General features: G+C 71.7%; 22 protein-coding genes. 13 read left to right on the top strand and 9 right to left on the bottom strand.

Features of this window, described 5'->3' with window-relative positions; translation table 11 throughout:
• Positions 1 to 23 precede the first annotated feature (23 nt).
• Positions 24 to 1,517 carry a sulfatase family protein gene (locus tag BJY14_RS16315; protein ID WP_179844389.1) on the bottom strand — a complete coding sequence of 498 codons (1,494 nt, stop codon included), beginning with the start codon at positions 1,515 to 1,517 and terminating at the stop codon, positions 24 to 26.
• 181 nt (positions 1,518 to 1,698) lie between these two features.
• Here BJY14_RS16315 and BJY14_RS16310 point away from each other — a divergent pair, with 181 nt between their 5' ends.
• A complete protein-coding gene (locus BJY14_RS16310; RefSeq protein WP_179844388.1) occupies positions 1,699 to 3,183 on the top strand; it encodes a family 43 glycosylhydrolase in 1,485 nt (494 codons plus the stop codon).
• Here the strand turns inward: BJY14_RS16310 and BJY14_RS16305 are convergent.
• The 4 genes from BJY14_RS16305 to BJY14_RS16290 are packed head-to-tail and all read right to left on the bottom strand — an operon-like array spanning position 3,165 to position 8,233.
• Positions 3,165 to 4,703 carry a glycosyltransferase family 39 protein gene (locus BJY14_RS16305; protein WP_179844387.1) on the bottom strand — a complete coding sequence of 513 codons (1,539 nt, stop codon included), beginning with the start codon at positions 4,701 to 4,703 and terminating at the stop codon, positions 3,165 to 3,167. The genes BJY14_RS16310 and BJY14_RS16305 overlap by 19 nt on opposite strands.
• On the bottom strand, positions 4,687 to 5,685 hold the full coding sequence (locus BJY14_RS16300; RefSeq protein ID WP_179844386.1) for a glycosyltransferase: 999 nt from the start codon (positions 5,683 to 5,685) through the stop codon (positions 4,687 to 4,689). The genes BJY14_RS16305 and BJY14_RS16300 overlap by 17 nt, the downstream gene beginning before the upstream one ends.
• Positions 5,682 to 6,899, bottom strand: coding sequence for a hypothetical protein (locus BJY14_RS16295; protein WP_179844385.1), 1,218 nt, complete (start codon positions 6,897 to 6,899; stop codon positions 5,682 to 5,684). Before BJY14_RS16295 ends, BJY14_RS16300 begins: the two co-directional genes overlap by 4 nt.
• A gap of 8 nt (positions 6,900 to 6,907) precedes the next feature.
• Complete coding sequence (locus tag BJY14_RS16290; RefSeq protein WP_179844384.1) at positions 6,908 to 8,233, bottom strand: hypothetical protein; 1,326 nt, start codon at positions 8,231 to 8,233, stop codon at positions 6,908 to 6,910.
• Between the two features lie 136 nt (positions 8,234 to 8,369).
• On the opposite strand from BJY14_RS16290, the gene glf reads away from it, so the two are divergent.
• The 11 genes from glf (at position 8,370) to BJY14_RS16235 (ending at position 22,777) form a co-directional block, all read left to right on the top strand.
• Positions 8,370 to 9,539, top strand: coding sequence for a UDP-galactopyranose mutase (glf, locus tag BJY14_RS16285; RefSeq protein WP_179844383.1), 1,170 nt, complete (start codon positions 8,370 to 8,372; stop codon positions 9,537 to 9,539).
• The gene (locus BJY14_RS16280; RefSeq protein WP_312879257.1) at positions 9,536 to 11,584 is read left to right on the top strand and encodes a glycosyltransferase; all 2,049 of its coding nucleotides are present in this window, start codon (positions 9,536 to 9,538) and stop codon (positions 11,582 to 11,584) included. The genes glf and BJY14_RS16280 overlap by 4 nt, the downstream gene beginning before the upstream one ends.
• On the top strand, positions 11,581 to 12,450 hold the full coding sequence (locus BJY14_RS16275; RefSeq protein ID WP_179844382.1) for an ABC transporter permease: 870 nt from the start codon (positions 11,581 to 11,583) through the stop codon (positions 12,448 to 12,450). The genes BJY14_RS16280 and BJY14_RS16275 overlap by 4 nt, the downstream gene beginning before the upstream one ends.
• A gap of 3 nt (positions 12,451 to 12,453) precedes the next feature.
• Positions 12,454 to 13,272 carry an ABC transporter ATP-binding protein gene (locus tag BJY14_RS16270; protein WP_246395947.1) on the top strand — a complete coding sequence of 273 codons (819 nt, stop codon included), beginning with the start codon at positions 12,454 to 12,456 and terminating at the stop codon, positions 13,270 to 13,272.
• Between the two features lie 63 nt (positions 13,273 to 13,335).
• A complete protein-coding gene (locus tag BJY14_RS16265) occupies positions 13,336 to 16,011 on the top strand; it encodes an HAD family hydrolase (RefSeq protein WP_179844381.1) in 2,676 nt (891 codons plus the stop codon).
• Entirely contained in the window at positions 16,001 to 17,089 is a 1,089-nt protein-coding gene (locus BJY14_RS16260; protein WP_218905418.1) for a class I SAM-dependent methyltransferase, read from the top strand. The genes BJY14_RS16265 and BJY14_RS16260 overlap by 11 nt, the downstream gene beginning before the upstream one ends.
• Before the next feature lie 49 nt (positions 17,090 to 17,138).
• Positions 17,139 to 18,029, top strand: a complete 891-nt coding sequence (locus tag BJY14_RS16255; RefSeq protein ID WP_179844380.1) for a class I SAM-dependent methyltransferase — start codon at positions 17,139 to 17,141, stop codon at positions 18,027 to 18,029.
• Positions 18,030 to 18,273: 244 nt separating this feature from the next.
• Entirely contained in the window at positions 18,274 to 20,307 is a 2,034-nt protein-coding gene (locus BJY14_RS16250; protein ID WP_179844379.1) for a hypothetical protein, read from the top strand.
• Between the two features lie 78 nt (positions 20,308 to 20,385).
• Positions 20,386 to 20,898, top strand: coding sequence for a hypothetical protein (locus BJY14_RS16245; RefSeq protein WP_179844378.1), 513 nt, complete (start codon positions 20,386 to 20,388; stop codon positions 20,896 to 20,898).
• Positions 20,899 to 20,959: 61 nt separating this feature from the next.
• Entirely contained in the window at positions 20,960 to 21,424 is a 465-nt protein-coding gene (locus tag BJY14_RS16240; RefSeq protein ID WP_179844377.1) for a DUF4304 domain-containing protein, read from the top strand.
• A 342-nt stretch (positions 21,425 to 21,766) separates the two neighbouring features.
• Positions 21,767 to 22,777 (top strand): DMT family transporter, encoded by a 1,011-nt coding sequence (locus BJY14_RS16235; protein WP_179844376.1) that lies wholly within the window; start codon positions 21,767 to 21,769, stop codon positions 22,775 to 22,777.
• Positions 22,778 to 22,930: 153 nt separating this feature from the next.
• Here the strand turns inward: BJY14_RS16235 and BJY14_RS16230 are convergent, their stop codons facing one another.
• The 3 genes from BJY14_RS16230 to BJY14_RS16220 form a co-directional block, all read right to left on the bottom strand.
• A complete protein-coding gene (locus BJY14_RS16230; protein ID WP_179844375.1) occupies positions 22,931 to 23,119 on the bottom strand; it encodes a DUF397 domain-containing protein in 189 nt (62 codons plus the stop codon).
• Between the two features lie 63 nt (positions 23,120 to 23,182).
• Complete coding sequence (locus BJY14_RS16225) at positions 23,183 to 23,371, bottom strand: DUF397 domain-containing protein (RefSeq protein ID WP_179844374.1); 189 nt, start codon at positions 23,369 to 23,371, stop codon at positions 23,183 to 23,185.
• The gene (locus BJY14_RS16220; RefSeq protein WP_179844373.1) at positions 23,362 to 23,733 is read right to left on the bottom strand and encodes a Scr1 family TA system antitoxin-like transcriptional regulator; all 372 of its coding nucleotides are present in this window, start codon (positions 23,731 to 23,733) and stop codon (positions 23,362 to 23,364) included. The genes BJY14_RS16225 and BJY14_RS16220 overlap by 10 nt, the downstream gene beginning before the upstream one ends.
• 58 nt (positions 23,734 to 23,791) lie before the next feature.
• On the opposite strand from BJY14_RS16220, the gene BJY14_RS16215 reads away from it, so the two are divergent.
• Positions 23,792 to 24,562, top strand: a complete 771-nt coding sequence (locus tag BJY14_RS16215) for a transposase family protein (RefSeq protein WP_179844372.1) — start codon at positions 23,792 to 23,794, stop codon at positions 24,560 to 24,562.
• Here the strand turns inward: BJY14_RS16215 and BJY14_RS16210 are convergent.
• Positions 24,535 to 25,089, bottom strand: coding sequence for a Scr1 family TA system antitoxin-like transcriptional regulator (locus BJY14_RS16210; RefSeq protein WP_281382293.1), 555 nt, complete (start codon positions 25,087 to 25,089; stop codon positions 24,535 to 24,537). The two genes, BJY14_RS16215 and BJY14_RS16210, sit on opposite strands and share 28 nt — an antisense overlap.
• Positions 25,090 to 25,188: the final 99 nt, after the last annotated feature.

The raw sequence follows: 25,188 nt of genomic DNA, 5'->3' as shown, positions 1-25,188 counted from the left end.
GGCGCATAAAGGACGGAATTCCGTCACCGGCTCCGGCCTGCGGGCGTGCAGCCGGACCCCGTGCAGTGGGTCAGCGCGTACAGGAGGTCGGACAGGTGGCGCCGCCGCTGCTCCGGCAGCCCGGCGGCGATGTTGTTCAGCTCGTGCGGATCGCGGACCCGGTCGTAGTACTCGGTCTCCCCGCCCGTGTACTCCACGTACAGCATGTCGCCGGTGCGGATCGCGTTGTAGGTGGTCGGCGATCCGGGCGCGGAGTCCTGCCGGTCGGGGTCCAGCGGGGACGGCGGCGGCTTGACGTGCTCGACCAGCGCCGACTCGCGCCAGCCCGCCGGGGAGGCGCCGCGCAGGAAGGGGACGAGCGACCGGCCGTCGGTCGTCGCCGGCGGGCGCACGCCCGCCAGTTCCTGGAACGTCGGGGCCAGGTCGGTGTTCTGCGCGATCTCGCGGACCTTGCGCCCCGAGGGGACCCCCGGCCCGACGACGATGTAGGGCACCCGGATGTCGGTGTCGAACGCGGTCATCTTCCCGCCGGCCAGCCTGTGCTCGCCCAGGTGGAAGCCGTTGTCGGAGCCGAACACCAGGTAGGTGTCGCGGTCGAGGCCGCGCTCCTTCAGCGCCGACCGGATACGGCCGATCATCTCGTCGACCGACTGGACCATCCGCACCCGGTCGCGGAAGCCCTGGTCGATGCGGCCGATCCCCGGCCTGCGCAGCAGCGGATGCGACCGCAGCCAGGACGGCTTGTCGCGGATGTCGGCCTCGTTGAACGACGGCGGGCGGGGCGCCGTCAGGCCGCCGAACAGCCCGGCGTGGCGCGGCGCCGGGACGAACGGCCCGTGCGGCGCGAACGTCGCGATCTCCATGAAGAACGGCCGCCCGGTCTTCCCGGACCGCTGGACGAACTCGACGCCCTTGTTCGCCAGGACGTCGGTCAGGTAGTCCTGCGGCCGGGCGCCGTAGTGGACGAGCCGGCCGTTCTCGTTCAGGTTGTAGTTGTACTCGGGGTAGCCGTTGCCGCTGACGTGCCATTCGTTCCATCCCGGCGGGACGTACGGCTTCGTGTCGCCCTGGGTGTCGTTGGGCTGGTAGCCGTTCATGTACTTGCCGAGCAGCGCCGTCCGGTAGCCGGCCTTCTGCAGGGACGGGGCGAACGACGCCTGCTCGCCGCCCTTGTCCTTGAAGACCTCGTAGCCGCCGTCCGGTGGGAAGTTCGTGCGGACCCCGGTGTTGTGCGGGTACCGGCCGGTGAAGATCGTGGCGCGCGAGGTGCAGCAGAGCGAGTCGGCCATGATGAAGTCGTCGAAGGTGAGCCCGTCCCGCTGCATCTGCACCACCTGCGGCATGTGCGCGACGAGGTTCCAGGACAGGTCGTCGGTCAGGACGAACACGATGTTCGGCTTCTTCGGGATCTTCGTCGCCTTCGGCGCGGAACGCTCCACCGGCTGGAAGAGGCAGCCGGTCGCTCCGAGGACGCCGAGCAGGCACAGCACGGCCGCCAGCCGCCGATGTCGGATCAACCCCCGGGTCCCCTCCGTGATGAGCGTGTCCCTTCCGTGAAGAGCGCGTCCGTGATGAGCGCGTCGGTGAAGAGCGTGTCGGTGATGAGACGGCCGGGCAAGCGTAACGATCCGGACGCCGGTCGCGCATGCGGCGGCCGTTGGCCCTCCCGCCTCGGTTGTTGGCATGATGCGGGGTGCCATGAGGTGGACGAACCGGGACCCGCGGGCGCTCGCACCGCTGCTGCCGCTGGTCGCGGGGGCCGCGATCAGCGCCCTGGTCGCGCTGGTCGTCTGGCTGGCCGTGACCGTGGCCCCGCCGCCCGGCGAACCGGGCGCCCGCCCGCAGGGCGGCCCCGCCCGGACCGGCCCCGGCGCGTCCGCGGGGGCGCCGCAGCCGAGCCCGGCGGGCACCCCGGGGGCGATCGACCCGCCCGGCTACTCGCCCGCCGAACCGGTGATCGACGGGTCCTTCGCCGACCCCACCGTGATCAAGGTGGCGGGGACGTACTTCGCCTACGGCACCAACAACGCGGACGCGATGATGCCCGTCGCGACGGCCCCGTCGCCGACGGGCCCCTGGAAGACCTCGCCCGGCGACGGCCTTGCCCGCCTCCCGGCGTGGGCCGCCGGGGGCTGGACCTGGGCCCCCGAAGTCGTCGCGCCGCGCGGGGGATCGGGCACCTACGTGCTGTACTTCTCCGCGCGGCGCAAGGACGGCGACGAGCAGTGCGTCGGGGTCGCGACCGCGTCCTCGCCCGCGGGCCCGTTCGTCCCGCAGGAGGGCGGGCCGCTGGTCTGCCCGCTGGACCTCGGCGGCGCGATCGACCCCGCGTCCTACATCGAGCGGGACGGCGCCCGCTACCTGCTCTACAAGACCGACGACCAGAAGACGGCCGCGATTCACCTGGTCAAGCTGAGCCCGGACGGGCTGCGCACGGCCGGCCCGGCGAAGCAGATCCTGGGCCGGTCGGCGGACGAGCCCGTCCTGGTCGAGGCGCCCGACCTGGTCCGGCGCGGCGGGAAGTACGTGCTGCTGTACTCGGCGGGCTGGTACTTCAAGTCGAACTACCAGACGCGCTACGCGGTGGCCTCGTCGCTCGAAGGGCCGTACGTCAAGGGCGGCCCCGTCCAGTCCACCGGCCTGTACGGCGGGAAGGTCGAGGGGCCGGGCAGTGCGGACGTGTTCGGCGACGGCACCGGCGACTACCTCGTCTTCCACGGCATCCTCGACTACCGCGGCGGCTCCAGGGTGACCCGCGGCATGTACGTCGCCCGCCTCGGCTGGGACGGCGCGCGGCCCGCCGTCCGGGGCGTCCCCGTCCGGTACGAGGCGGAGCGGGGACGGCTGAACGGCTGCGTCTCGGCGCTGGCGCGGCCCAACGCGTCCGGCGGTGCGGCGGTCGGCCCCTTCGCGCGCGACGACTGCCGCGTCGAGGTTCCCGTGTTCGCGCCCACCGCCGGGAGCTACTCGGTCCTGACCCGGTACGCCAACCGCTCCGGGCGCGACTCCGACCTGGAGATGTCGGTGAACGGCTACGCCGCGACGTCCGTCCGGCTGCGCGCCACGGCGGGCGCCGGCTGGGCGTCCGTCACGGCGACGGTGGAGCTGGCCGCGGGCTGGAACACGGTCGGGCTGCGCCGCCTGGACGGGCAGGGGCAGGTCGACTACCTGGAACTGCGGTAGGGGCCCGTCCGCTCGAACAGGGCGAGCCAGCCGCCCCTGTAGGTCCACGTCCCGGCCTTCCGCCAGGGCCCGGCGGACTGCACCGCCCGCTCCCGCCGTTCGATGACCGGGCCGTGCGGGTCGAGTGACCGGTGGTCCATCACCCACACCCGGTCCGCCCGGGCGAGCCTCGGCGGCAGCTCGCGGGGGAGCAGGTCGCGGCCCTTGAGGTTGGCGGCGGTCACCGGGTCCGTGCGCATGCCGGCGTCGCGCAGCCGTCCGAACGCGCCCGGATAGGTGGCGGCGCTCCAACGGGCGCTCCCGGCGAGGTAGACGACGGCGTCCCCGGGCCGGGCGTGCGCGCGGACGACGTCGGCGGCCGCACGCATGTCGTCGGGGCGGCTGTCCTGGCGGCGGATGTAGTCGTGGGCCGGGAGGGACGGGACGGCGAGTGCCGCTGCGGCGGCGCACACCAGGACGGTGCGAGCGGCGGGGCGGCGGGTGACGGTGAGCAGTCCGGCCACGCCGGCGCCGGCGAGCAGCGCGACCGCGGGCAGGCAGTAGGTCGTGTACCGGTAGTAGAAGACCGGGTCCGTCACGTTGGAGACGAGGAGCAGCAGCACCGTTGGCACGAGCGCCCACGAAAGCGCGACGGCGGGCAGTGAGGCCGTGGGGTGCGGGCGCGATGCGCGTCCCAGCACGCTCGTCACCACGCCGAGCAGAGCGAGCGCCATGACCGGCGCGACGAGCGCGCGGTCCCCGGTCAGGAACTGGAGCTGCGCCCACGCGACGTCCCACGAGGGCCGGGGGAGCCATTTCACCTGGCGCTTCTGGTCCTGCGCCGCGACCGCCAGCACCACGAGCGGGGCGGCGGCCACCGAGGCGGACGCCAGCCAGCGCAGCCACACCCCGGCCTTGGGACGGGTCAGCAGGACGGTCACGCCGTGCGCCGCGAGCAGCAGGGCTCCGTCCAGATGCAGGCACCCCAGAACCGCGACCGCGGGGGCGTAGCCCGCGAACCACGGCCACCGGCGCTGCTCGTCCCGGTCGAGAGCCCGCACGAGCAGGTAGGTCGCGAGCACGGCGACCGCCGCGGTCATGGCGTAGGAGCGCGCCTCCTGCGCCCACCGGCTGGTCTGCGGCCCGGCGGCCCACGCCAGCCCGGCCGCGAGCCCGGCCGCCGGGCCGAGGCACCGCCGGCCGATGACGGCGACGCCGGCCGCGGCCGCCGCCATGGCGAGCGCGCCGGGCAGCCGCAGCGCGAGCGCGTCCGTCCCGAACGCCGCCACCCACGGCTTCATGATCATGTAGTAGAGGGCGTGGACGAGGTCCAGGTGCGGGAAGACGCGCAGCATGTCGCCGTACGACCGGGTCGTCATGCTGATCGTGGCGGCCTCGTCCAGCCACAGCGACGGGGTGCCGATGCCGGCGAGCGCCACGGCGAGCGTCAGCGCGGCGCAGCCGATGGGGGCCGCCGGCCCGGCGAGCAGGCGGGTGACGCGCGCCGAGCCGTCCCGCGGCCGGTCACCCGTCGCGATCATGGCGGCGGCCGTCGTGAGGTAACGAGATGTCGGTCTCTCCCAGGGCGCCGGTCTCCCGCAGGATCGCGGCGGTCGGCCTCGGGCGGGTGAGCAGGCCGTCCCTGACGCCGCGGGCCAGGGCGCGGCGCAGCACCGCGCGGTCGGAGGACCCGGCGAACGTGCGCGCCCATCGCCGCACCGTCGACCCCGCGTACAGCGCCCGCTCCGGCGGTGCGAGCCCGCGGCTCCCCGTGAACAGCCAGATCTTGTTGCGCACCTCGTAGAAGAAGCGGTCGCCCGGATCCGCGTCCGCCCCGCCGAACTCCCGGGTCTTGTGGACCACGACGCTGCCGGGGCAGAGCAGCCCGCGGCGCCCGCGCAGCAGCCGCGTCGTGAACTCGAAGTCGTCGTTCCAGAGGAAGTAGTCGGCGACCGGCAGCCCGCGCTCGCGCACCGCCTCCGCGTCCACCAGCGCCGACACGAAGGAGGCGGACCGGATCGGCACGCAGCCCGCCGCGCGCGCGAGCCGCGACTCGGCGGCCGTCGCCCGCGGCTTGGGACGGGGGGTGTTCATCGGGTGGTCCCGGCCGTCGGTCCAGACGACGCGGCTCGCCACGAGCACGGGTGGACCGTCCTCCTCGGTCGCGGCCCTCTGCCGCGCGTCCAGCAGGGCTTGGAGGGCCTCCGGCTCGGGCACGGTGTCGTCGTCCAGCAGCCAGAGCAGATCGGCCCCGCCGCCCATCGCCCGGGCCATCCCGGCGCTGAACCCGCCGGCCCCGCCGATGTTGCGGGGCAGGGCGAGCAGGTCGGCGCCCGGGAACCGCTCGGCGACCATCGCGGCGGTGCCGTCGGCGGACGCGTTGTCGACCACGGTGATCCGGTCCGGGGGGCGCGTCTGGGCGCCGAGCGCGGTCAGGGCCTCGTCGAGCAGGTCGCGCCGGTCGTAGGTGACGACGACCGCGGTGACGGACGGCCCGCCGCGGCTCTCCGGGCCCCGGTTCACGGGTTGCGCCTGCCCGTCGCCCGGCGCGCGGCGCGCTGCAACGCCGGCGACGGCGAGGCGGCGGACTCCATGAGCCGCTCCAGGTTCTCCTTCACGCCCGTCATCTCGCTGTGCAGGTGGGCGAGCCCGACGCGCTCGCGCGCCAGCGACAGCTCCTCCAGCAGGTGCGCCACCACCCCGACGGACGCGGTCGCGACCAGCTCCTCCGGGACGTCGCCGGGAAGCATCGCGGCCTCCGGGGCCCGGGACGTGGTCAGCTCGTCCAGGTCACCGGCCACGTCGTAGCCGGAGGCGCGCAGCGACTCGGCCAGCTCGCGGGTCCGGCGCGCCGCCCAGTCGGCGTGCCGGGCGGGCAGCCCCATCCCGGTGCGGACCGTGCCGGCCGGCTCTCCGGCGAGGCGCGCCGATCCTCCTTGCCTGGCGAGCCCGTGCCCGAGGAGGTGGTCGTGGACCAGGCGCTCGTAGTCGCCGCCCAGCGCCGGGCCCATCCTCTCGTTCAGGCGGCGGAGCAGCTCCGCCTCGACCGCCGACAGCGGCTCGTCCCCCGGGATGCCGCCGAGGTCGCACACCCCGTCCGCGATGCCGGCCAGCGTCCGGAACCTGTCCCACATCACGCCGGCGCGCCCGCCGGGCGGCGGCAGCGTGAGGACGTGGACGCGCTCCCGCGGCACCGCCGACCCCCAGGTCCGCAGCACCCGCACCGGGTCGTGCAGGCCCCAGAACATCTGCCCGTAGGGTTCCGGCGCGTCGATGCCGAGCGCGACGAGATCGTCGACGAACCGCTCGAACGTGATGGTGTGCGCGTGGCGGATCTGCTCCTGCCAGTCGAGGATCAGCTGCCAGCCCAGGTCGCGGGTGGCGAGGACCACGTGCACCTCGGCCGGCTCCAGCGCCGAGACCGCCCGCTCGACCTGCTGTTCGGTCGCTCCGCCCAGCAGAGGCTGGGAGAAGACGACGGTGGGGCCGTCCCAGTCGCGGGCGCGCCGCACGACGCGGTCCCACGCGCCGTCCCAGGCGGGGTCCCGATGGCCGCCCCAGCTCATCTCGCGCAGGTCCATCACGGCCGCGAAGTGCTCCTGCGGTCCGGTGACCGGGTAGCAGACACCGGCGTCGCCCAGCCGCCGCCGGTTGCTCCACAGCGCTCGGTGCAGGAAGGCCGCCTCGGCCGTCGGTGCCCCGACGTGCAGATAGACGGACTTACCCGGGTCCCCCATGCGGGCGCTCACCTCGTTCTCGTCTCGGCGTCGGGCCGTTCCGTCCCGCCCTGGATCCTGCGGTAGGCGCCGCGCAACCGGAGCGCCGCCGGGTAGCGCTCCCGCGCCGTGCGCTTGGCCCGCTCGACGAACGGGGCGGCCTCCTGGACGAGCCGTTCCGTCGTTTCGAGCAGGCCGGCCGATTCCTCGCGCAGCATGTCGATCTGGTCGCGGACGGGGTGACCGGCGCCGGGCACCGCCTCGGTCCGCTCCCGGCTCTCCCGGGCGCGCAGCAGCAGCGCCGCGATCGCGTCGACGCCCGCGTCCGCCATCTCCGCCCAGCGGGCCTCGTCGGCCGGCGGCGCGGGCGCGGTTCCGAGAGCGGGCCCGGACGCGGCCGACGGCATCAGCTCGTACAGGTCGCCCACCACGTCGTAGCGCGCCGCGCGCAGCGCCTCGACGGTCTCGACGGCCCGTTCGGTGGCCCACGGGACGTGCTCGCGCGGCAGTTCGATCCTGACCGGGTACGGGCGCCCGGCCAGCACCTGCTGCGCGAGGTGGAGCTTGACGTCCTCGTTGTAGGCGTGCCAGCCGACGCGGTCGCCGAGCGTCTCGTTGAGGTGCAGCAGGAACTGCGTCTCGCCGAGCCCGAGGGACGGGTTGGCGAAACTCCGGGACAGGTCGTAGTCGTCCGGGGCGAGGCCGGTGGCCGCGCAGAAACGCCGCCAGAGCAGGTCGCGGGGCGCGCCGGGCCTGGGAAGCGTGACGACGTGGACCCGCTCCGGGGGCAGGTTCTCGCCCCAGCGGCCGAGCACCGCGACGGGATCCTGAAGCCCCCAGAACAGCCGCGCGCTCTCGTAGGCGCGCCAGTCCTGCCGCCGCAGCGACGTCACGAACTCGGTGAACGAGGTCGTGAAGCGGTTCTTGACGTCCTCCTGCCAGTGCGCCGGGATCTGCCGGCCGAGGTCGCGCGCGGTGAAGACCACGTGAACATCGGCGAAATCGAGGTCGGCGACGGCCTGGCGGATCCACCGCGGCCGCGCGGGCGCGAACAGCTCCTGCGAGATGATCACGGTGCCGGGCCAGTCGCGGGCCTCGGCGACGAGGTCGCGCCACGCGCCCCGCGTCGCGGGATCGGACGCCTCGCGGAAGAACGTCCGCCGCAGGTCGAACGCGGCGCGGACGTGCGCGGCCTGGTCCCGGCCCGGGTAGAGGACGCCGTGCGCGCGCAGCCGGTCGCGGTTGTGCCACAGCACGTGCTGGAGGAACGTCGTGCCGCTCTTGGCGGCCCCGACGTGCAGGAAGACGGAGGGGCGCGGGCTGTGCGCCGCACTGCCGGGAGTGGGTGGGGCCACCGCGATCCTTGGCTTCCTGCGCCGGTACCGAACGAACGCCGGGTATCTTAGCCGCATTCCGTACCAAGGGATTCGGCCGGCGCCCCCGTGCGGCCAGGTCCTTCGCTCCCCGCACGAGTCGGATGGACACCCTCCAGTGAACGTTGATCTCGTGGTGGCCGGTGCCGGGTTCTTCGGCCTCACGGTCGCCGAACGGTGCGCGGCCGGGCTCGGCCTGCGCGTGCTCGTCCTCGACCGCCGCGACCACATCGGCGGGAACGCCTACAGCGAGGCGGAGCCGGAGACGGGCATCGAGGTGCACCGCTACGGCGCGCACCTGTTCCACACCTCCAACGAGCGGGTGTGGGAGTACGCGAACCGGTTCACCGCCTTCACCGGCTACCGGCACCGCGTGTACTCCACCTACAAGGGCCGGGTCTACCCGATGCCGATCAACCTCGGCACGATCTGCGCGTACTTCGGCCGCGTCTTCACCCCCGACGAGGCGCGCGCGCTCATCGCCGGGCAGGCCGCCGAGATCCGCCGTCCGGCCAACCTGGAGGAGCAGGCGATCTCGCTGATCGGGCGCCCGCTGTACGAGGCGTTCATCCGTGGCTACACCGCCAAGCAGTGGCGGACCGACCCCCGCGACCTCCCCGCGGAGATCATCACCCGGCTGCCGGTGCGCTACACCTTCGACAACCGGTACTTCGACGACACGCACGAGGGGCTCCCGGTCGACGGCTACACCGCCTGGCTGGAGCGGATGGCCGACCACCCCAACATCGAGGTCCGGCTGAACACCGACTTCTTCGACCTGCGGGACGACCTCGCCGGCAACGTGCCCGTCGTCTACACCGGCCCGCTGGACCGCTACTTCGACTACGCCGAGGGCGAGCTCGGCTGGCGGACGCTGGACTTCGAGACCGAGGTCGTGCCGACCGGCGACTTCCAGGGCACCCCGGTCATGAACTACGCCGACGAGGACGTCCCCTACACCCGGATCCACGAGTTCCGGCACTTCCACCCCGAGCGCGCGGGCTACCCGTCCGACCGGACGGTCATCATGCGGGAGTACTCGCGGGCCGCCGCGCGCGGCGACGAGCCGTACTATCCCGTCAACACCGCCGCCGACCGGGCCCGGCTGCTCGCCTACCGTGAGCTGGCCAGGCGCGAGGACGGCGTGCTCTTCGGCGGGCGGCTCGGCACCTACAAGTACCTCGACATGCACATGGCCATCGCCAGCGCGCTCACCATGGTCGACAACAGGCTGCGTCCCCATTTCGGCGAGGGCTCGCGTCTCACTAGCGGAGGTATGGACGAGTGACCGAAAACGCCGAGACGTCCGGGAAGACAGGCGCCGCCCCCGGGATGCGGGTCCTGCAGCGCGTCGTGATGCCCGTCGACCGCGACCTGGACGTCCTCAAGCTGTACGTCGAGGGGGAGATCGCCCGCGGGGCGGAGGCCCTCGCCGCCGAGACGGCCGCCGAGGCCGCGGCCCCGGCGGACGCGGCCGAGGGCGCCGGCCGGCGCAGCGTGGTCGTGCCGGTCGGGCGCCGGGTCTCGTTCGCGACCTACTTCAACGCCTTCCCGGCCAGCTACTGGCGCCGCTGGACGTCGGTGGAGGAGGTCGTGCTGCGGGTCCGGGTGCGCGGCCAGGCCACCGTCATCGTCTACCGGTCCAGCGCGAAGGGCCACGTCCAGCGGGTCGACTCCGTCCGCGTCGACTCCGAGACGTCCCGCGAGGAGACGTTCCGGCTGACGCTGCGCCCGTTCATCGACGGCGGCTGGTACTGGATGGACGTGCTCGCCGGGGAGAGCAACGCCGTTCTGGAGCGCGCCGACTGGTGCGCCGACACGAGCGCCACCGGGCCCGTCCGGCAGGGCCGGGTCAGCCTGGGCATCACCACGTACAACCGCCCGGGCTTCTGCGTAGACCAGCTCGTCGCGCTCGGCGGCGCTCCGGAGGCGCTCGACGTGGTGGACGCCGTCTACGTCGTCGACCAGGGCAACCAGCGCGTCCGCGACGACGAGGGCTTCGAGCGCGCCGCCGCACTGCTCGGACCGAAGCTGCGCGTCATCGAGCAGGGCAACCTCGGCGGGTCCGGCGGCTTCTCCCGGGCGATGGACGAGACCCTCAAGGCCGGGACCAGCGACTACGTTCTGCTCCTGGACGACGACGTGGTCACCGAGACCGAGGGCGTCCTGCGCGCCGTCGCGTTCGCGGACTTCGCCCGGACGCCGACGATCGTGGGCGGCCACATGTTCAACCTGTTCGTCCGCTCGCAACTGCACGCCTACGGCGAGACCATCGGACGGTACCGCTGGTGGTGGGAGGAGGCCGCGCACACCAAGCGCGAGCACGACTTCGCCAAGGCCCCCGACCCGAGCCCCCGCGCGCGGACCAGCTCCGGGAGCCTGCTCAGGACGAAGTGGCTGCACCGGCGCGTGGACGTCGACTACAACGGCTGGTGGATGTGCCTCATCCCCACCGACGTCGTTCGCAAGGTCGGGCTGTCCATGCCGATGTTCATCAAGTGGGACGACGCCGAGTACTGCGTCCGCGCCGGCGAGGCGGGCTTCCCGACCGTGACGCTGCCGGGCATGGCCGCGTGGCACGTCCCCTGGCAGGACAAGGACGACGGCATCGACTGGCAGGCGTACTTCCACGAGCGCAACCGCCTGGTCACCGCCCTCATGCACTCCCCGTACGAGCGCGGCGGCAACCTGCTCAAGGAGAGCTTCATCATCTCGGTGAAGCACGCGCTGGCCATGCAGTACTCCACCGCCGAGCTGATGCTGTCGGCGATCGAGGACGTGCTGAGCGGGCCCGAGCACATGCACGCGGGGATCGTCTCGAAGCTGCCGGAGATCCTCGCGTTCCGCGCCGACTTCCCCGACGCGCAGAACCGCGCGAGCCACGAGGAGTTCCCGCAGGTCCGGCGCGCCAGGCCGCCGAAGCGCGGGCGCGGGTTCAAGCCGCCGCGCGGCACCGTGAACGTGCTCGCGAGCGCGATGCTCGGCACCGTCAGGCAGCTCCGCCCGGTCGAACCCGGCTCGCGCGGCAACCCGCAGGCCGTCGTCCCGCACATCGACCGGCACTGGAGCCTGCTGTCGCAGGTCGACAGCGCGCTCGTCTCCTCCGCCGACGGCACCCGGGTGGCCTGGTACCAGCGCGACCCGGAGCGCTTCCGGGCGCTGCTGCGGCGCACGTCGCTGCTGCACGCCCGGCTCGGCCGCGAGTGGCCGGAGCTGAGCCGCCGCTACCGGGCCGCGATGGCCGACCTCGCCTCCGCCGAGGCCTGGCGGGCGACGTTCGACGCCGCGGCCGGCCCGGACGGGGGCGGCCCCGGCGGGGGCGGGTCCGGATGACCGTCGCGCCGTTCCGGGTGGACGAGGGGCTGCGGGCGCCGGGAGGGGACGGCGGCCTGCGGCGGACGTTCCGCGAGACGTACCTGCTGCGGCTGCTGGTGCGCCGCGAGCTCAGGGCCCGCTACAAGGGCTCGCTGCTCGGCCTCGGCTGGTCCTACGTGCGGCCGGCGGTGCACTTCGCCGTCTACTTCTACGTCATCGGCGTCTTCCTCGGCATGGACGACCGGGTCGAGAACTTCCCGGTCTACCTGTTCTCGGGCATGGTCCTGATCAACCTGTTCACCGAGACGCTGCACTCGACGACCCGCTCGGTGACGGGCAACGCCGCGCTCGTCCGCAAGGTGTTCCTGCCGCGCGAGCTCTTCCCGACCGCGTCGGTGCTGGTCTCGCTCGTCCACTTCCTGCCCGGGCTGATGATCCTGCTGGGCGGGGCCGTCGCCGCCGGGTGGCGGCCGGCCCCCGCGGAGCTGGCCGCGGCCGCGTGCGGGTTCGCGATCGTCATCGTCCTCGGCTTCGGGCTCGGGCTGTTCTGCGCGGCCGTGAACGTGTTCTTCCGCGACCTGGAGCAGGTCGTCGACATCTCCATGATCGTCATCACCTGGTCGGTGCCGATGATCTATCCGTGGACCCACGTCCAGACGCACGCGCCCGGCTGGGTGCTGGACCTCTACCTCGCCAACCCGCTCGTCAGCGCCGTCTCCCTGTTCCAGCGGGCCTTCTGGCACCCCGGGACCGGCGGCGACTTCGCGTTCCCGCCCCACCTCTACGCCCACGCCGGCATCTCCCTGGCCGTCAGCGTGCTGGTGTTCGTCGCCGGGCACGCGGCGTTCTCCCTCATGCAGGCGCGCTTCGCGCAGGAGATGTAGCCGTTGACCTCCCCGCACCCGGCCCCGGCGATCGTCATCGACCGCGTCACGAAGAACTTCACGCTGCGGCACGCGCGTTCGATCAAGGAGATGAGCGTCCGCGCGCTGCGCGGGCAGCGCCTGTCGGACCGGTTCCGGGCGCTCGACGAGGTCAGCCTCACCATCGGCCAGGGCGAGACCGTCGCGCTCATGGGGCTGAACGGGTCCGGCAAGAGCACCCTGCTCAAGCTGATCTCCGGGGTGATGAGCCCCGACGCCGGGTCGGTCCTCGTCCGGGGCCGCGTCGCCGGGCTGATCGACGTCGGCGCCGGCCTGCACCCCGAGCTGACGGGCCGCGAGAACGTGTTCCTCAACGGCGCGATCCTCGGCATGCGCAAGGCCGAGATCGCCCGCAAGTTCGACGCGATCGCCGATTTCTCCGGCGTCGGGCGCTTCCTTGACGACCAGGTGAAGTTCTACTCCTCCGGCATGTTCATGCGGCTGGCCTTCTCGATCGCGGCGCACACCGAGCCGGACGTCTTCCTCATCGACGAGGTGCTGGCCGTCGGCGACCCGCCGTTCCGGGACAAGTGCCTGGACCGCATCCGCGAGCTGCGCGGCGAGGGCCGGACCATGGTCGTCGTCGCGCACGACATCAGGATGCTCGTCGGGCTCTGCGACCGCGGCGTCACCATGCGGCAGGGCCGCGTGATCTTCGACGGGCCGACGGAGGAGGCCGGCCGGCTGGTTCGCGAGGACCGCGCCGCCCGCCGCGCCGCCGCGCAGGCCGGAACGGCCGCAGCACCGGGAGTTTCCGGGGGAATCGGAGATCTCGGTGGATAGGGTGTCCCGAGCCGCGGCCGGGGGCCGCGCACGCCGGTGCAGGACCAGGGGAGAGGTGCGGCGTTGACCAAGCAGCAGACCGGCAGCCCGTTGCTCGACGACGTCCATCGCGTCATCGCCGACCGGGCGTGCGCCGTCCTGTCCCTCGACGTCTTCGACACGGTGCTGTGGCGCCGGGTGCCCCGCCCCACCGACGTGTTCGGCCTGCTCGGCCCACGGATGCGGGAGGCGGGCCTCTGCCCGTCCTGGGTGACGGACGCGACCCTGCGCCGCATGCGGATCGCCGCCGAGGACTCCGCCCGCCGCGGCCGCGACGCCCTCGGCACCGAGGTGTCGCTCTTCGACATCTGGCGCGCGATGCCGGACGGGATCTTCGGCGACGCGACCCTGGAGGAACTGGTCGAGGCCGAGGTCCGGCTGGAGCGCGAACTGACCGTCGTGGACCTGGACGTCGCCGCGGTCGTCAGGGCGGCGCGCGAACGGGACCTCCAGGTCGTCCTGGTGTCCGACACCTATTTCACCGAGGACCAGCTGTCCCTGCTCCTGGACCGGCCGGAACTCGGGCCCCTGGACGGCGTGCGCGTCTTCCGCTCGAACCAGCACGGCACCGGCAAGGCTTCCGGCCTCTGGGAGATCGTGCTGCGCGACCTCGGCCGCGGCCCGGAGCAGATCGTGCACATCGGCGACCACGAGATCGCCGACCACGAGGTGCCCGGCAAGCTCGGCATCCGCACCGTGCACTACCGCAGGCTCGACGACCCCTACCTCGACGTGCTGGGACGCGAGAAGGAACCCGTCGAGCCGTTCGGCGACCACGCCCCCGACCTCGACGACCGGCACGGCGACTTCGGCCTCACCAGCCTGCGCGCCAAGGCGGTGCACTCCGGCGTCCCGTTCACCACGTCCGCGCTGGACGTCGCGTGGCGGTACGGCGCGGGCGTCCTCGGCCCCGTGCTGACCGGCTTCGCCGAATGGGCGGCGTGGCGGGCGCACGAGACCGGCACCCGCCGGCTGTGGTGCCCGATGCGCGAGGGCGAGCTGCTCTCCCGGCTGATCAACGAGGCGGCGAAGGCGCGCGGCTGGGACGTGCGCGCCGCCCCGGTGTGGCTGTCGCGGTTCACGACCTCGCTCGCCGGGCTCGACCCCCACGACACCGCCGCGGTGCACGCCTTCGTCCGCACCGGGTACCGACTGACCGTCCGGCAGGCCCTGTCGGTCCTGGAACTGCGACCCGGCGACGTGCCCGGCCTCGCGACCGAGCTGGACACCGTCATCGACAACGGCGACATCGCCGAACGGGTCGCCCGCGCGCTGACCGAGACGCCGCACCTGTGCAACCGGCTCGCGGTGACCGTCACCGCCGCCCGCGAACGCCTGATCAAGTCGCTGCGGGACGCGGGCGCGCTCGACGAGGAGGCGATCGCCGCCGGCGATCTGACGCTCGTCGACCTCGGCTGGGGCGGGACGATCCAGCGCCAGCTCGCCCGCGCCCTGGAGATCGCCCGCATCGACGTCAGGCCCGCCGGGCTCTACCTGGCCACCGACGGCAGGGCCGAGCGGGTCGCCATGGCCGGGCTGCGCGCCGAGGGCTACCTGACCCAGTGCGGCCACCCCGCGAGCATCGCCGCGACCATCACCCGCAGCCCCGAGATCGTGGAGCAGTGCGTCAACGCGCTGTGCGGCTCCCTCATCGGCTACACCGAGGACGGCGCGCCCGTCCTCGGCCCGACCGCCGACTCGCCGTCCCAGAACGCCGAGCGCAGGACCGTCCAGGACGGCGTCCTGGCGTTCCAGCAGATGTGGAACAGGTACGCCGCCGCCTCCGACGGCGCCTGGCCGGACCTCGCCCGCCCGCCGGCGGCGCGGAGCCGGCTGGCGCGCATCCTGGTGGCCGCGCTGGAGTCGCCCACCCCCGACGAGGCCGCCGTCTTCGGGAACTGGACCCACGAGGACAACTTCGGCTCGTCCCTCGTCACCACCCTGCTGCCCGCCGACCTCAAGGCGGCCGTCCCGTACCTGTCGCCGGGCGACCTCGGCGACCTGCACATGCGCGACTCGTTCTGGCCCGCCCTGATCGCCGCGTCCGACACCGGGCTCGGCGCCATGGCGAGGGCCGTCGCCGACGGCGCCATCGACGCGGAGGCGTTCGACCCCTCCGGCGAGAAGCACGAGACCCGGCTGCGGTACCGGACGGCCGACGACCGGTGGCACGACCCCATCCGGCGCCGCGTCCGGATCAACCACAACGGCCTGTCGTTCTGCCGGCTGTCGTTCGAGCACCACGACACGATCGACATCTCGCTCGCGATCCCCGGCCGTCCCGCCATCGTGCGGGTCGACTGGATCGAGGCCCGGGTCATCGCCGGCGGGCGGCGGCGCGAGCAGGTGCTGCGCTGGGACAAGCCGGAGGACTTCGTCGGCCTGCACTACGCCGACTGCCGCTACCTCGGCGGCAACCTGATGGAGTTCGACACCTCCTACGCGGCCGTGTGGCTCCCGCTGGCCCGCCGCGCCGGGGTGCCGGCGGTGTCGTCCGGGCAGGTCACGATCGCGTTCGCGATGCTGCCCCAGTCGGCGACCGGCATGGCGCCGCGCATGCCGGTCGACCGCAGGGCCGAGCGGGCCGCCCGGGCCGCGCGGCTCACCGATCGAGTCCGCGAGGAGTACCGGAGCGCCGGCGTCCGAGGGATCGCCGCCGGAGCCGGACGAGTGGCCAGGAGGAAGCTCGGTGACACGTGACTTCGGGGCGGCCGTGACCGGGTCCCCGGACGACCCGCACGAGCAGGCCCGCACCGCCCGGGAGCAGCCGCTGCTGCTGCACTCGATGGCGGTGTTCCGCGAGCTGTTCGAGACGATCTTCCGCTGCCGCGACGTCGGTGTCGTCGTCGAGGTCGGCGTCGAGTCGGGGCAGGTCAGCGCGGTGTACGCCGACCTCGGCGCGACCGTCCACTGCGTCGAGCCCGCGCCCGCCGACGAGCTGCGCGCCGTCCTGGACGGCGACCCCCGCCTGAACCTCGTGGAGGGCCTGTCCCCGGCCGTCCTGCCCGAGCTGCCGGTGGCGGACCTCTACATCCTCGACGGCGACCACAACTACGCCGTCGTCCGCGAGGAACTCGCCTGGATCATGGCGAACGCCCCGGACGCGGTCGTCGTCCTGCACGACGTGCTGTGGCCGTGCGGGCGCCGCGACTTCTACTACCAGCCGTCGCCGGTCCCGCCGGAGGACGCGCACCCGTCCACGTCCGACGGCCCGACGGTGTGGCACGACGACCTCACCCCGGCGGGGTTCGTCGGCGACGGCGCCTACACCGTCGCCGAAGGGGCAGGGGGACCGCGCAACGGCGTCCTCACGGCCGTCGAGGACGCGCTGGACGAGGCCGGCGACTGGCGCTTCCAGATCGTCCCGGCGGTGTTCGGCTTCGGCGTCCTCGCCAGGACGGGCGCGCCCGCCACGGACGCCGTCTTCGAGGCTTTGGCGCCCTACACGTCCTCGCGCCTGCTCGCCGCGATGGAGAACAACCGCGTCGCCCTCTACACCCGCGTCCTGCAACTCCAGTACGAGGCGGCGGCCCGCACCGACGACGCCACCCGGCTGACCGAGACCGTCAACGCCCAGCAGCAGGAGATCGCCCGCCTGCGATCCGAACTCGACCGCTCCACCGCCGAGCTGGCGGCGCGGCGCCGGGAGTCCCAGGAGCACCGCGAGGTCCCGGCCCGGCCGGCGGCGCCGGACCCCGAACTGGGGGAGGCGATGTCGCATCTCGGGCGAGCGCTCTCCGCCCGCCTGCGCAGGACGCCCCCCGGCCGGGCGCGATGACCTCGGCGTCATCTCCGCACGCACGACACTTCAGGAGAGGGAGTCAACGATGACGGACTACGTCGCGAGCGTGGCGATGCACGAGAAGACCTGGGGGACGTTCCTCGAACCCGACCCCGCCCTGGAGGACGCCGAGAACCTCCACGAGAGGCTCGGCATCCCCATCCTGAGCGGGCACCACGCCGACCTCACCGTGTTCAAGGGACACAACTCGGTCTTCGACCGCATCGCGACCCGGGCCAAGGACGTGAACCTCGCGTACGAGGACCAGTGCAGCGCCCAGCACTACTACGACGTCTTCAGCTGCGTCGAACGCGAGCACGGCACGGTGACCCGCCTCGTGGACGTCGGCGTCTTCATGGGCGGTTCGGCGACCGTGCTCGCCGGGTGCGTCGAGCCGATGGGGCTGGAACTCGACCTCGTCGACGTCAACCCGGTGTTCCTCCAGTTCGCCCGGGAGCGGGTGCGCCGCGTCTTCCCCCGCGCCATGACCCGCGTCCGCATGTTCCACGGCGACCTGCCGACCTACGTCGCGCGGGTGCTGCGCGCGGACACGGGGACCCGCGCGCTGATCCACCACGACGGGGCGCACGACTTCAACCAGGTCGTCAAGGACCTGAGCTCCCTGTACTTCGCCCGCGACCGGATCCACGGCGTCGCCCTCCAGGACACCCACCTGCGCGGCGAGATCGGCTACTTCAACTTCGTGGACGCGGCCGTCTACGCCATGTTCGGCGTCGACGTGAAGTACGAGGCGCTGGGCTCCCGGTACCCCGAGGGCTCGCCGGTGACCGCGCCCAACCAGTGGAACGGGAACTACTTCCTGGCCGACACGCCGGAGGGGATGTACGTCCCGTTCGACGGGGTGAAGTGGAAGTACCCGCATCCCACGATGGAGCTGGAGACGTTCCTGCCGGTGAAGGCGCCGCCCGCCGGCTGAGCGTGGCCGGATCCGGCCATCCGCGCGCGGCGGCGTGTCCGATCTTTCCCGCGGGCTGACCTGGTGACCGATTTGACGAGCGCGACGGGTCGTCCGCGGGGGTCTTCCATTGAACGTGGCGCGGGAACGCGGGAAGCTCTTTACCCTGTGCTGTGTAGGAAACCGACCGTAAGCAACCGAACCGGCCACCCCCAGGCGTTCCCCACATTCCCGCGACTCCCAGGGGTCTCTCGACGTGACGGACATGGCGAGCGGGTCCGCGATGGCGCGGCTCACACAGGCCGACCGCGTCTACGTGGGCTGGCGCTACGCGCAGATGCACCCCGACCCGGGGCCGCCCCCCGACCGGCCTGAGGAGCCCGCGCGGCCGCCGCTGCCGCCGCCCGCCCGGCGCCCCGGCGAGGACATGGCCGGCAAGCCGCTGCGCATCGCGTTCGGCGGCACGCTGGTGTTCGTCGGCCTGTTCCTCGTGTGCGGCGCCGCCGGGGTCATCCCGTGGGCGTTCGCCGCCGTGGCTCTGCTGGCGTGCGGCGTCGTCCTGGCCATCACCGGCGGCGCCCTCTGGCGGGACGAGCGAGGCGTCCGCGAACGGATCGCCCACGAACGGGACGCGGAGGCGCGCGACCGGGCCGCACGCGAGCGGTCCCGCCGCAAGGCCGACGAGGCCTACGCCAAGAAGCGGGCCGAGTGGGAGCGCCGCCAGTCGGCGTACGAGAGCCAGCGCGAGTGGTACCCGGTGGCCGTCCCGCCCGGCGTCGACCGGGTGGACGTCGTGGGCGGCACGCTCGCCGGGTGGTCCGCGGCCGTCACGACGATGGGCGCGGCGAGACTCGCGGTGGGCGCGCGGCTGACCGTCATCGACCTGTCCGAAGGCGCGGTCGCGCACGACCTCCTCCGGCTCGCGTCGAACCGCGGCGACGACCCCCTCGTCTGGGTCCTGCCCGCCGACCTGCCGCGCCTGGACGCCACCCGCGGTCTCAACCCCGAGGCGCTCGCCGACGTGCTGTCCCTGGTCGTCAGCGCGGGCGAGGAAGAGGGCGGCACCCGCGACCTGTCGTTCGACAACTCGATCCTGGAACGCCTCATCGAGGTCCTCGGCCCGGACACCACGATCCCCAGGATCACCGCCGCCCTGCGCGTCCTCGCCCAGGTCGGCGACCCCCGCGACGACCTGCGCAAGGGCCTGCTCACCGACGAGCAGCACGAGCGCATCGCGACACTCTTCGGCCGCGACGCCACCGACCGCATCGTCGTCCGCCGCGCGTGGGCCCTGGAGGCGCAGCTCCGCAAGCTGGAGAAGCTCGCCACCGAACCCGTCCGCCTGCCGCCGTCGCGACTGCACGTGGTGTCGATGGACCGGCGCGCCGGCGTCCTGACCAACCGCATCCTCGGCACCTACGTGACGACCGCCCTCACGCACCGGATCCGGGAGTCCCCGCCCGGCGGCCGCTGGGACCACACCCTCTTCCTCTGCGGCGCCGAGAAGCTGCGGGGGGACGTCCTGGACCGCCTCATCGACGCCTGCGAGGCCACCGGCACCGGCCTCGTCCTGATGTACCGGTCGATCCCCGGCCACGTCCGCGAGCGCCTCGGCCGCCGCGGCCACGCCGCCGTCGGCTTCATGCGCCTCGGCAACCCGGAGGACGCCCGCGTCGCCGCCGAGCACATCGGCGCCGGCCAGCCCCTGCTCGTCGCCGAGATCACCGACTCGGCCGCCGAGACCCTGTTCGACGTCGCGGGCGAGACCTACGCCAGCACGGTCGCCTACGCCCGCCCCCACGGCGACGGCCTCACCGACCCCGTCTGGACGCCGCTGCCCGCCCCCGCCGCCGACGACTCCGTCCTGGTGGAGGGCATCAGCTCCGCGACGGCCTGGGGCCGCACGGTCGCCCGGCCGCGTCCCGACAAGCAGCGCTTCCGCGAACTCCTCATCGAGCCCCTGCAACTCCAGGAGCTCCCGCCCACGGCCATGGTCTTCACCCACTCGGGCGCCACGGGCCGCCGCACCCTCCTGGTGGACGCCAACCCGGGCATCATCACGCTGCCGACCGCCCACTCCATGGAGTTCGAGGAGTACCTCCGCGAACAGCAGCAGACCCCAGAGCAACCCGAACCCGCCAAGCCCGAGCCCCCGAAGCCCCCCGAACCTCCCGAGCCGCCGCGCCTCCCCAAGGCCCGCCACGCCCTCCCCAGAGGCACCGCCCCCCGCCCGACCCGCAAGGTCCCACCCCTGAAACCCAACGGCCGCCACAAGGCCAACCCCCCGTCCACCCCCTGACGACGCGCATCACCATGCTGCTCTGATGCTGAACCGACGACTGGGATGGTGACACCCACCGTGGAGCCGGAACCGCGCATGCGGGAACTGCTCGCACCGCTGATGCGGGACGCAGATGTGCGCCTTTACCTGCGCATCGAGGTGAAAGGTGGCGGTGCGGTCGATCCCGCGGACCTGGTGTATCCGATCATTTTTTCTCCTGACTTCGATCGCGGTCCCTATCAGGACGCAGAACCGAAACGCCCTTCCACGGTGGCCGAACTTAGTTCGGAATTGTTCCTCGTAGACGTGCCTCCGATGCGACTGGTGCCCTTCCTTCAGATGCTGCTGACCACGGACTTCGCTTATCTCGAGTCCCGTGCTTCGCTGTCGCAGCAGGAGGCCGAATCGATCGCCAGGAAGGTGGTCGACCTTGTGGGCGCCGATGCCCGCTGGTGGAGCAACGTCGAATATCCCAAGTGGGCCTGGGAATACGGAGACTTCAGCGGCGATTTCGGCGCGAATCCGCTCACGGGCCACACCTACGACTGCGCAATGGTCGGCGTCGGTGATTCCGTTGCGGTTGCCTTTCTTGCATATTCTGACGACTGAGGCAGGCCGTGCCGCGAAGCGAGATCCGGCTGGCCAACTTGCCGTTTGAGAGGTCTGGCTGATGGTTGACTCGATCCTCCTGGAGGCTCTCAGCGAGGTCTTCAAGCCACTGGGGTTTCGAAAAAAGTCGGCAAACTGGTACAGGGTGTCCGGCGATCTCTACTGCGTCGTCAGCGTCCAGCAGTCCAGTTGGGGTGGGTCCTGCTATGTGAATATCGGATTCGCTCCGGCGGTCAAGGTCAGAGCTGGATGGCTCCCTGAGTCTAAGTGTCTTGTCAGGTTCAGAGTGGACGCACTCGCCTCCATTTCTCGTGAAGGTCTCGACCTCCTATCTGGGGAAGTCGCGGAGGCGCGTGAAGAGGGCGACCTTCGTGTGGATCTCGTCGAGAGGGTTGTATCTCCGGTAGCGCAGGCGATCAATTCAATTGAGAGCATTCAGGATCTGAAGTCTCTGCTGCACGCGAGCGTTAGCGATCAGGTTTTCATTCATAGCGAAATCAGGGATAAATTGCTCGCAAAGTGTTAGTGAGACGCCCCTGACCGTGGCGGTGACGCCGATGTCGGCGTGGCCGAGAGGATCGCCCTTGCGGTTCCACTCGGCGTCGAGCCGCCACGCCCTCCCCAGAGGCTCCGGCGACCGCCCCGCTGGGTTCCACCCCTGAAACCCGCCGGCCGCCGCGAGGCCGACCCCCGTCCACTTCCTGACGCTCCTCGTGGTCGAGGGCGCGGGGCGTCCGGGCGGCGCTGGGATGGTGCGGTGCTTCCCGGGATCGGCGGTTGCCGATCTTGATCTTCCGGGGACAGTTCTGGGAAACGTGGCCAGACAGGCCATGGATCTCCACGGGAATGATCCATGGCCTGATCGGCCATGGACCGTCCCGGCCAAGCCGGGAGCAGAAACCAAATGAGATTGACATATTGGTCCCAGCTCAGGGACCCCGCTAAGGGGCGGACCTTCATGCTGGGTTCGCTCGCGATCGTCGGTGCGGGCTTCGTGTTCACCCGTCCCCTGCCCTCCATCCAGGGAACGGTGGGGATGACCCTCTTCGGAGGGGGCTTCCTCATCGTCTTCGCGATGCTGCGGGAGGGACTCGGGGGACTCGACCCGCGTCGGCTGACACCGACCCAGAGGAAGGGAATGCTGCGGCATTCCGTGACCTCTTCGCTCATGAAGATCGGAGGACCGCTCGCGTTCGCCGCGATCGGCGCGGGCACCTACTCCTCCATCACCACCTTGGGCAGCCTTCTCGCAGGGGCCGCCCTGACCTCGATCATGGGGCGTTGGCTTCGCGTCATCGTCATCCTCGGGGTGCTCCAGGCGACCAATGTCCTGGCGGAGCCCGGAAACGTGAATCTCCTCGGGCTCGTCGCGGCGTTCGCCGCGGCGACCCACCCGTTCGACCTGCCGAACCAGGCGAAGTTGATGGGGGAGAAGCGCGACCAGTGCGTCGCTCAGGCGAACGTCATCTGCCTGATCGTCGTCCTCCCGGTGTGCATCCCGCTCTCCGGCTACCTCGGCGCACCGATCGGGGACTGGAAGTGGGGCTACACCGAGATCGTGGCGATGGCGATGGCAGGGCTGCTGGCGACGGCGCTCGCCGCCGTCATGCAGACCCGCGCGTCCAAGTACATCAGCCGCTCGGACATGGGCGCCTGGGCAGCGACCGCCCCTGCGGTGCAGCCGATCGTGGCCATGCTCGTGGCCCCGTTGGTCTCGCTGTTCATCCAGGTGCCGACGCTCATCCCGGACGCCTCCCAGTGGACGGCGTTCGCGATCGTCGCAATCGCGTCGACCTACGCGGTCAAGGTGGACTCGGCGGCGGCTCAGGCTGCCGATCCCACTGAGAAGACGCAACGGAAGGTGCTGAGCAGGGAGTGATCCCAGGCGGCGGCGCCGCGACGTTGAACGTCGAGGCGCCATCGCGCACCCGCAAGGAGAGGGGACCCGGTCCACCGGGTTCCCTTTTGCGTTCCAGCCACAGCGCCCGATGCCGGCCACCGAGAGTCGGTGTTGCCGAGGGCCAAGGGGTGGTCAGCGGGGCGTGGGTTTGGTGATCACGGCGGCGCGCAGGGCCGCGCGGGTGAGCAGGAGGACGGGCCCGTCCGGATCCTTGCTGTCCCGCACCGCGACCGCGCCGGCCGCGTCCGCCAGCTCGACGCAGTTGCCTCCGTTGAAGCCGGTGTAACTGCTCTTGCGCCAGTTGGCGTTCGTCAGGTCCATCTCTCCTGAATGACCTTTCTGATCAGGTCGCGTGAGGCGTATGCCGTGACGAGATGGGGTGGATCAGCGGGCTGTGGGCGTGGAGTTCACGGCGGTGCGTAGGACTGTGCGGGTGAGTAGGAGGATGGGTCCGTCCGGGTCCTTGCTGTCCCGCACCGCCACCGCGCCGGCCGCGTCCGCCAGCTCGACGCAGTTGCCGCCGTTGGACGTGCTGTAGCTGCTCTTGCGCCACTTGATGTTCGTCAGGTCCATTTCTCTTGGACCACCTTCCTGATCAGTTCGCAGGACATGTCACCTGTGAGCGTCCGCGCGCGGAGGTCGACCAGGGTCCGCGCCAGTTCGGAGAGGTCCTCGGGGTTGTCCGTGGTGATGGGGCGTATCGCTGTCTCGACATAGGCGACCTCGCTGCGGTCAGCCATCGTGGCGATCACGAATGAACCCGAGTTTCCGTTGTGCTCGCCGCTTGTCAAGACTACTTGAACTGTGACGTTGGGCAATAAACTGAGTGCTATCAGGTGCTCCAGCTGCTCCTTCATTGAGCCTTTTTCAGCGGCAGCTTCGGAGGCGCTGGTCACAGCATGATCGCGGACGGCGTGGACGATGCCGGACGTCAAGAAGCCCCTGGTAGGACGGTTGATCTCTCACAACCCCCGTCCCCACCAGAGGCCTCGCATGCTTTTGTACCGTGCTTCGCTGCCTTTGTCGCGTCAGACCCTGACCTACGCCACCGGTGTGGTCCGCCGCCACCGAAGGGCCATCGGCAGCAAGGGCCGGCGCCTACCCCCGGGCATGCAAGCACTGATGACCCTGGTCTACCTGCGTAAGGGCGAGACCTACGCCGAACTGGGCGCCGGATTCGCCGTCTCCACCACCACCGCATGGCGCTACATCAACGAGACCGTCGACGTACTGGCCGCCCCCGCGCCCAAACTCGGCGCGGCGCTGGCCAAAGCGGTCAAGGACGGCCTGCCGTACCTGTTGCTGGACGGCACCTTGGTCTCGATCGACCGGGTCGCCGCCGACCGGCCCTACTACTCGGGGAAACACCGCCGCCACGGCATGAACCTCCAGGTCATCGCCGCACCGGACGGGAGCCTGCTGTGGGTGTCGGGACCGTTGCGCGGGTCAGTTCACGACCTGGCCGCGGCCAGGATCTGGGGCGTCGTCCGGGCACTGGCCGCCACCGGCCTGCCGGTGCTGGCCGACAAGGCCTACCAGGGCGCCGGCCCGCACATCCTCACGCCCTACAAGGGACGCGACAAGCCCGAACCGCAAAAGGACGCCAACCGTGCACACGCCAAGCTCCGCGGCCCCGGCGAACGCGCGAATGCCCAGCTCAAGTCATGGCGAATCCTGCGCAAGCTGCGCTGCTGCCCCCACCGCGCCGGACGCCTCGCCAAAGCCATCCACACCCTTCAACTCCGCGAGACCGCATCACGTTGAAAAGAGCTCATTGTCTCCGAGGTGCCGACCGGCCGGTGGAGCGCCTGTTCGTCCACCATGATCACGAGGGTGGGCGGGACCGTCCTGTCACCGCCGGTGATGATCGCCTGGCGGCTGATCCGGGCCTCTACGGCTTCCTGGTTGCCATGGAGGATCGCCGAGGCGTAAGCCGGAGTCTGCGCGAGGCCGGGCATGACCGACTGCTCGTAGCAGACGAGCATCGCCGCATCGGCCTCGATTACGGGCCAGTCGAACCAGATGGGCACGGGGTGACCGTCCTTGTTGAGGTCCTCCCAGAGGTTGACGAGGGCGCCCCCAGCTCCCAGGTAGTCGTCCACGGCCACCGCGAATGCTCGGGTGGCGCGCCGTTTGCCAGCCTCGATCTTGCTGACCTGTGGCGCGCTGACCTTGGTCAGGTGAGCAATGGTTTCCTGTTTGACCTTTTTGGCCTCTCGCATCAGCCGCATCTGACGACCGAAAGCGACGAGGGCCGGGGACTCGCGTGGACGTTGTCGGCGGGGGGACATCCGGGCCTGCCTCTCCTTGGAACATGCCAATTGCGATTCAGCCATGCCAGCACCTGCCAAGCCTGTTCTGGCATGCAAATCGTAGCTTGGATAGTGGCT

The organism is Actinomadura luteofluorescens (assembly GCF_013409365.1).
Classification (GTDB): Bacteria; Actinomycetota; Actinomycetes; order Streptosporangiales; family Streptosporangiaceae; genus Spirillospora; species Spirillospora luteofluorescens.
This window is presented reverse-complemented; position numbering and strand designations above follow the sequence as displayed.

Bases quoted from the DNA above. Each gene is read 5' to 3' on its own strand.
- BJY14_RS16235 (WP_179844376.1), top strand. From the start codon at position 21,767: ATGGACCGTCCCGGCCAAGCCGGGAGCAGAAACCAAATGAGATTGACA.
- BJY14_RS16240 (WP_179844377.1), top strand. From the start codon at position 20,960: ATGGTTGACTCGATCCTCCTGGAGGCTCTCAGCGAGGTCTTCAAGCCA.
- BJY14_RS16305 (WP_179844387.1), bottom strand. From the start codon at position 4,703: ATGATCGCGACGGGTGACCGGCCGCGGGACGGCTCGGCGCGCGTCACC.
- BJY14_RS16255 (WP_179844380.1), top strand. From the start codon at position 17,139: ATGACGGACTACGTCGCGAGCGTGGCGATGCACGAGAAGACCTGGGGG.
- BJY14_RS16215 (WP_179844372.1), top strand. From the start codon at position 23,792: ATGCTTTTGTACCGTGCTTCGCTGCCTTTGTCGCGTCAGACCCTGACC.
- BJY14_RS16250 (WP_179844379.1), top strand. From the start codon at position 18,274: ATGGCGAGCGGGTCCGCGATGGCGCGGCTCACACAGGCCGACCGCGTC.
- BJY14_RS16210 (WP_281382293.1), bottom strand. From the start codon at position 25,089: ATGTCCCCCCGCCGACAACGTCCACGCGAGTCCCCGGCCCTCGTCGCT.
- BJY14_RS16225 (WP_179844374.1), bottom strand. From the start codon at position 23,371: ATGGACCTGACGAACATCAAGTGGCGCAAGAGCAGCTACAGCACGTCC.
- BJY14_RS16310 (WP_179844388.1), top strand. From the start codon at position 1,699: ATGAGGTGGACGAACCGGGACCCGCGGGCGCTCGCACCGCTGCTGCCG.
- BJY14_RS16230 (WP_179844375.1), bottom strand. From the start codon at position 23,119: ATGGACCTGACGAACGCCAACTGGCGCAAGAGCAGTTACACCGGCTTC.
- BJY14_RS16295 (WP_179844385.1), bottom strand. From the start codon at position 6,899: ATGGGGGACCCGGGTAAGTCCGTCTATCTGCACGTCGGGGCACCGACG.
- BJY14_RS16275 (WP_179844382.1), top strand. From the start codon at position 11,581: ATGACCGTCGCGCCGTTCCGGGTGGACGAGGGGCTGCGGGCGCCGGGA.
- BJY14_RS16245 (WP_179844378.1), top strand. From the start codon at position 20,386: ATGCGGGAACTGCTCGCACCGCTGATGCGGGACGCAGATGTGCGCCTT.